This window comes from Rathayibacter rubneri, from assembly GCF_023743255.1.
Lineage (GTDB): Bacteria > Actinomycetota > Actinomycetes > Actinomycetales > Microbacteriaceae > Rathayibacter > Rathayibacter rubneri.
On sequence record NZ_JAMRYM010000158.1, the window covers coordinates 1 to 4,764 of the forward strand.

Consider the following 4,764-nt stretch of genomic DNA (forward strand, 5'->3'; position numbering starts at 1 on the left):
CTCCTCGCCGGCGATTCGGGTGGCCGACGGGGCGCGGGCGGGAGCGCGTCGATTCGGGCGACGCTCGGGATGCTCCTGCCGTCGCTCCGAACGGCCCGGGGGCACGGCGGCGCGACTCGATCACGCTACCGAAAGTCGATGCGTATGCATAGAGCCGGAGGGCGCGCGTCGTGGATCGACGGACGGCCGGCCCGGCGGTCCGGGCTCAGCGGCCGTCGCGGCGGAAGCGGGCCTCGCGGAACGCGAGGTGGATGCCCAGCCCCGTGATCCCGAGGGCGAACGCGGCGAGGAGCGGGAAGAAGGCGATCTCGGTACCGGCTCCGTAGGCGAACGCCGAGACCAGGAGGAGGACGACGGCGACGGCGATGACGACTCCGCCCGCGATCTCCCCGGTGCTCGCGGTCGAGGGCCCTCCATCGGTCATGGAGCCAGCCTGCGCCCCCGGACGCGAGGGAGCAAGCGCGCGAGGACGGGTTCGGGTGACGCTCGGGTGAACATCCCGCCGGGTCCTCGGCGCGGCCCTGAGGGCCGACCTGCTGGCGGTATCGGGTCTCGATACGCCCCTTCGGGGCTACTCGACCAGCAAGGGGGAGGAGTGCGGGGCTCGAGACGCCGCATCGGGCGGGCGCGGTGGGCGCGCGGCACGCTGGACGGCGCGCGGGGGTACCGCGAGGATGAGCGCATGCGGAGGCGAGGAGCGGGGGCGGCGATCGCGGCGGTGATCGCGGCCGCGGTGCTCGCTGGCTGCGCACCGGCCGAAGCGTGCCCCGGGTGGAGCACGACGCTCACGATCAGCGTGGAGGGGCCGGGGAGCGGCTCCGTCGCGGACGTGCGGCTGTGCTCCGGCGACGTGTGCTCACGGCCCGACGCGGTGACTCCCGACGGCGCGCCCTCGTACCCGGTCGCGCGCGACGACGACGGGCGCTGGGTGTTCGAGGTGGGCACTGCGCCTCCGGACGACGCGACGGTGACGATCGCGGACCGCGCGGGCGAGGTGCTGATCGAGCGGGAGCAGCCGCTGTCGTGGCGGCTGCTCGGCGAGCCGGAGGGGCCGGAGTGCGGGTGGCGCGCGCAGTCGCGGACGCTCGTGATCGCGGTGCCGGAACCGCGCGGCTCCGTGTTCGGGACGCGATAGAGCGCTCCCACGAAGGCCCGGTCCCGGGTGCTAGCGTCGCCCGGACGACCTGTGCCGCATCGAGGCGGCACCCCCACGAGAAGGCGACCCATGACCGTGACGCTCCCCGCCCCGCGACCGATCGACCCCGGCTCCGTGCCGGCGCTGCGCTGGGGCGTGATCGGCACCGGCATCGCCGCCCGCTTCGTGCACGCGATGCACGAGCACACCGCTCAGCGCGCGGTCGCGGTCACCGCCCGCGACGCCGGGAAGACCCGGGCGTTCGCCCAGCAGCACGGCATCCCGACGGTCCACGACTCGGTCGAGGCGCTTCTCGCGGACGAGACCGTCGACGTCGTGTACGTCGCCACTCCGCACCCGCTGCACCACGACCAGGCGCTCGCCGCGATCGCGGCCGGCAAGCACGTGCTGATCGAGAAGCCGATCGCGATGTCGGAGCGCGAGGCGCGTGCGATCACCGACGCCGGGCGCGCGGCCGGAGTGCTCGTGATGGAGGCGATGTGGACGCGCTACCTGCCGCAGGCCGACGTGATCCGCCAGGTGCTCGAGAGCGGGGTGCTCGGCGAGGTGCGCCTGGTGCGCGCCGACTTCGGATTCCTGATGCCCTTCCTCCCGGAGCACCGGCTGTGGAACCGAGAGCTCGGCGGAGGCGCGCTGCTGGACGCCGGCGTGTACCCGATCTCGTTCGCCTCGTCGGTGATCGGGGCGCCATCCCGGATCACCGCCTCCGGCACCGTCAACCAGCAGACGGGCGTCGACGCGAGCGCCGATCTGCTGCTCGAGACGGAGTCGGGCGCGCGGGCGCTGCTGTCGACCTCGCTCGAGGCGTCGCTGCCCGTCGAGGCGCTCGTCGTCGGATCCCGGGGCCGCCTGCTCGTGCACAGCCCCTTCTTCGGTCCGAGCGGACTCACCCTCACGCTCGGCGGCCTCGGCGGCGACGAGTCCGCGACCTGGATCGACGAGAGCCACGCCGAGGTGCACGACGGACTCGCGCACCAGGCCACGGCCTTCGCCTCCTACGTCGGGCAGGGGCTCGTCGAGTCGCCGGTGCACCCGCACCACGAGGTCGTCTCGGTGATGGCGACCATCGACGACGCCCGTCGGCAGGTGTCGGAGGAGATCGCTCCCGGTGCGGCGCTCCGGCACACCGTCGCGTTCTCGCTCGTGCACCCGGCGGGCTCCGCCGAGGAGGCGGAGTTCCTCGCGAGCGCGCGTCGCCTCCTCACCGGGATCCCGGGGGTCGAGGACTTCACCGTGAGCAGGCAGGTCAGCCCGAAGAGCGACCTGGCCTGGCAGTTCTCGATGGTCTTCGCCGACCGGGCGGCGTTCGCGGCGTACGACGCGCATCCGGAGCACGTCGGCTTCGTGCAGGAGCGCTGGCTGAGCGAGGTCGCCGACTTCCAGGAGCTCGACCTCGAGGCTCAGGCGGGCTGACCGGCCAGCACGCGCGCGTACACCGCGAGGTAGTCGTCGACCATCCGCTCCACGGCGAAGCGGCGGCGCGCCACCGCCCGGATCGCACCGCGGTCGAGCCGTGCCGCCCGCTCGAGGGCGGCGACGGCCTCGGCCGCCGAGTCGACCACGAAGCCGGTCACCCCGTCGTCGACGACCTCGGGCATCGAGCCGCGCCGGTAGGCGATCACCGGGGTGCCGCACGCCAGGGCCTCGACGACCGACAGCCCGAAGGGCTCGTCGAAGCCGATCGGATGCAGGAGGGCGGCGGCTCCCGAGAGCACGCGGGCGCGCTCCTCGGGGCCGACGGAGCCGCGGTACTCGACCCGGTCGCCGTCGACGAAGGGCTCGACCTCGTCGCGCCAGTAGCGCTCGTCCTGCACGAGGCCGCAGATCACGAGCCTGCGCCCGGCGCTCGCCGCGATCCGCACCGCCTCGGCGGTCCCCTTGTCGGGATGGATGCGCCCGAGGATCACCAGGTCGTCGCGCACATCGGCACCCGGTTCCGGGAACGCGTCGACGTCGATCCCGTGGTGCACGGTGGCGGTGTAGTCGAGGTCGGACGAGCGGTCGCTGTCCGAGATCGAGACGAGGTGCGCGGTCAGCGGATGCCGGAGGGCCTCGAGGTAGGCCGGCAGGATGCCGGAGCCGGAGAAGCCGTGCACGGTCGTGACCAGCGGCACCGTCCACTGCGCGGCCAGCGACAGCGGCAGCCAGTCGAGGTGGTTGTGCACGAGATCCAGGCCCAGCTCCCGCGAGCGGGCGAGCACGTGCGCGATGTGCAGCGACTCCGAGACGCGGCCGTCGACCGGCTCGACCGACTCGGCGTAGCCGACGGGGGTGCGCGCCTCGAGCCGGGCGCGGGTGACGGAGTCGCCGGTGGCGAAGAGCGTCACGTCGACTCCGCGCCGCACGAGTCCCTCGGTGAGCAGGCTCGTCACCTGCTCCCACGGTCCGTAATGCCGCGGAGGGGTGCGCCAGGCGATCGGGGCGAGCATCCCGATCCGGAGCGGTGCTGTCACCCCGCGTCCGCCACGAGCCGGGCGATCGGAGCGAGCGGCGCTCCCGTGCGGGTCGGCAGCACGGCGGCGCGGCGCACCACGAGCGAGGTGTGCAGGGCCGCGATCGTCGACTCGGCTCCGCGGTTCTCGTTGCGGCCGCGTCGCTCGAGGCCGTCGAAGCCCGCTCCGGTCGCGGCGTCGAGCATGACGGTGCTCGAGTCGTTCGTCCCCTGGAACCAGGCCCAGCACGAGTCGAGGCCGTCGCGCCAGCGCGGGTCCTCCTCGAGGGTCAGCGCGCGGGCGCAGGCCGCCGCGATCGCCGCCACCTCGATCGGCTGCTGATCGAAGAGGGCCTCGTGCTCCGAGGGACCGCGACCTCCGACTCCGGCGACCGAGAGGTGGCCGTCGTGCGACTCCACAGCCAGGAGGAACGCCAGGGCGCGGAAGCCCTGTGCGAGGAGCACCGGGTCGCCGAGCGCCGCTCCCGCGGCGAGGAGCGCCTCCGGGATGCAGCCGTTGGCGTACCGGAGCCGGGGCTCCGGCCACGGCCAGTGGTCGCCCGACCCGCGCGCGAGCAGCGGGGCGGCGTCGGCCAGGAGCAGCGTCGCCGCCGCCGAGTGCGGCCGCACCTCGCAGACCTCGGCCGCGCCGAGCACGGCGAAGGTCATCGCGCGGAGGTCGGGAGAGCGCTGCTCGGCCAGACGGAGGAAGAGCCGCATCGCCCGCCGGCGGGTGAGGGGCAGCTCGGCGTGCACCACGGTGACGCCCGCGGCCCAGACGCTCCGGCCCCACCAGTCGCCGACCGACGCGTCGTCGGTGAGGACGCCGTCGGAGCCCATCCGGTTGTGGACCGAGCCGTCCGCGGCGGTGGCGTGCTCGAGGAACCGCAGGTACTGCTCCGTCAGCCTCCGGGTCAGGAACGACTGCTCGGGCTCCTGCACCACGACGATCAGGGCGCGCGAGACGTCGTCGACGCAGTAGCCGTGCTCGGGGCGGGGCGCGTCGAGCAGCGCGTGCTCGAAGAGGCCCCGGTCGTCGGTCAGCGCGTCGAGGTGGGCGTAGGGGAGGGGCGGTCCGGTCACGCCGCACGCTCGACGCGCCCCGCCCCGAGCACGGCTACTGCGTCGACGACGTCTCGCGCGCCCTGATCGTCGTGGTGCAGGAGCCCGAGCAGTC

The 4,764-nt window shown here is 74.2% G+C and carries 5 protein-coding genes; 2 read left to right on the forward strand and 3 right to left on the reverse strand.

Annotated features, from left to right (window positions below):
* Positions 1–205 precede the first annotated feature (205 nt).
* Entirely contained in the window at positions 206–424 is a 219-nt protein-coding gene (locus NB037_RS18665) for a hypothetical protein (protein ID WP_251948447.1), read from the reverse strand.
* Positions 425–682: 258 nt separating this feature from the next.
* Here NB037_RS18665 and NB037_RS18670 point away from each other — a divergent pair, with 258 nt between their 5' ends.
* Together NB037_RS18670 and NB037_RS18675 are read left to right on the forward strand one after the other, a co-directional pair.
* The gene (locus tag NB037_RS18670) at positions 683–1,135 is read left to right on the forward strand and encodes a hypothetical protein (RefSeq protein WP_251948449.1); all 453 of its coding nucleotides are present in this window, start codon (positions 683–685) and stop codon (positions 1,133–1,135) included.
* 90 nt (positions 1,136–1,225) lie between these two features.
* On the forward strand, positions 1,226–2,569 hold the full coding sequence (locus NB037_RS18675) for a Gfo/Idh/MocA family oxidoreductase (protein WP_251948451.1): 1,344 nt from the start codon (positions 1,226–1,228) through the stop codon (positions 2,567–2,569).
* Here the strand turns inward: NB037_RS18675 and NB037_RS18680 are convergent.
* On the reverse strand, positions 2,557–3,609 hold the full coding sequence (locus NB037_RS18680) for a glycosyltransferase family 4 protein (RefSeq protein ID WP_251948452.1): 1,053 nt from the start codon (positions 3,607–3,609) through the stop codon (positions 2,557–2,559). The genes NB037_RS18675 and NB037_RS18680 overlap by 13 nt on opposite strands.
* Positions 3,606–4,670: a glycosyltransferase gene (locus tag NB037_RS18685; protein WP_251948453.1), complete on the reverse strand. Its 1,065-nt coding sequence runs from the start codon at positions 4,668–4,670 to the stop codon at positions 3,606–3,608. The genes NB037_RS18680 and NB037_RS18685 overlap by 4 nt, the downstream gene beginning before the upstream one ends.
* Positions 4,671–4,764 lie beyond the last annotated feature (94 nt).

What these genes read in the sequence shown, in the direction of transcription:
- NB037_RS18665 (WP_251948447.1), bottom strand. Translation starts at nt 424, where the DNA reads ATGACCGATGGAGGGCCCTCGACCGCGAGCACCGGGGAGATCGCGGGC.
- NB037_RS18670 (WP_251948449.1), top strand. Translation starts at nt 683, where the DNA reads ATGCGGAGGCGAGGAGCGGGGGCGGCGATCGCGGCGGTGATCGCGGCC.
- NB037_RS18675 (WP_251948451.1), top strand. Translation starts at nt 1,226, where the DNA reads ATGACCGTGACGCTCCCCGCCCCGCGACCGATCGACCCCGGCTCCGTG.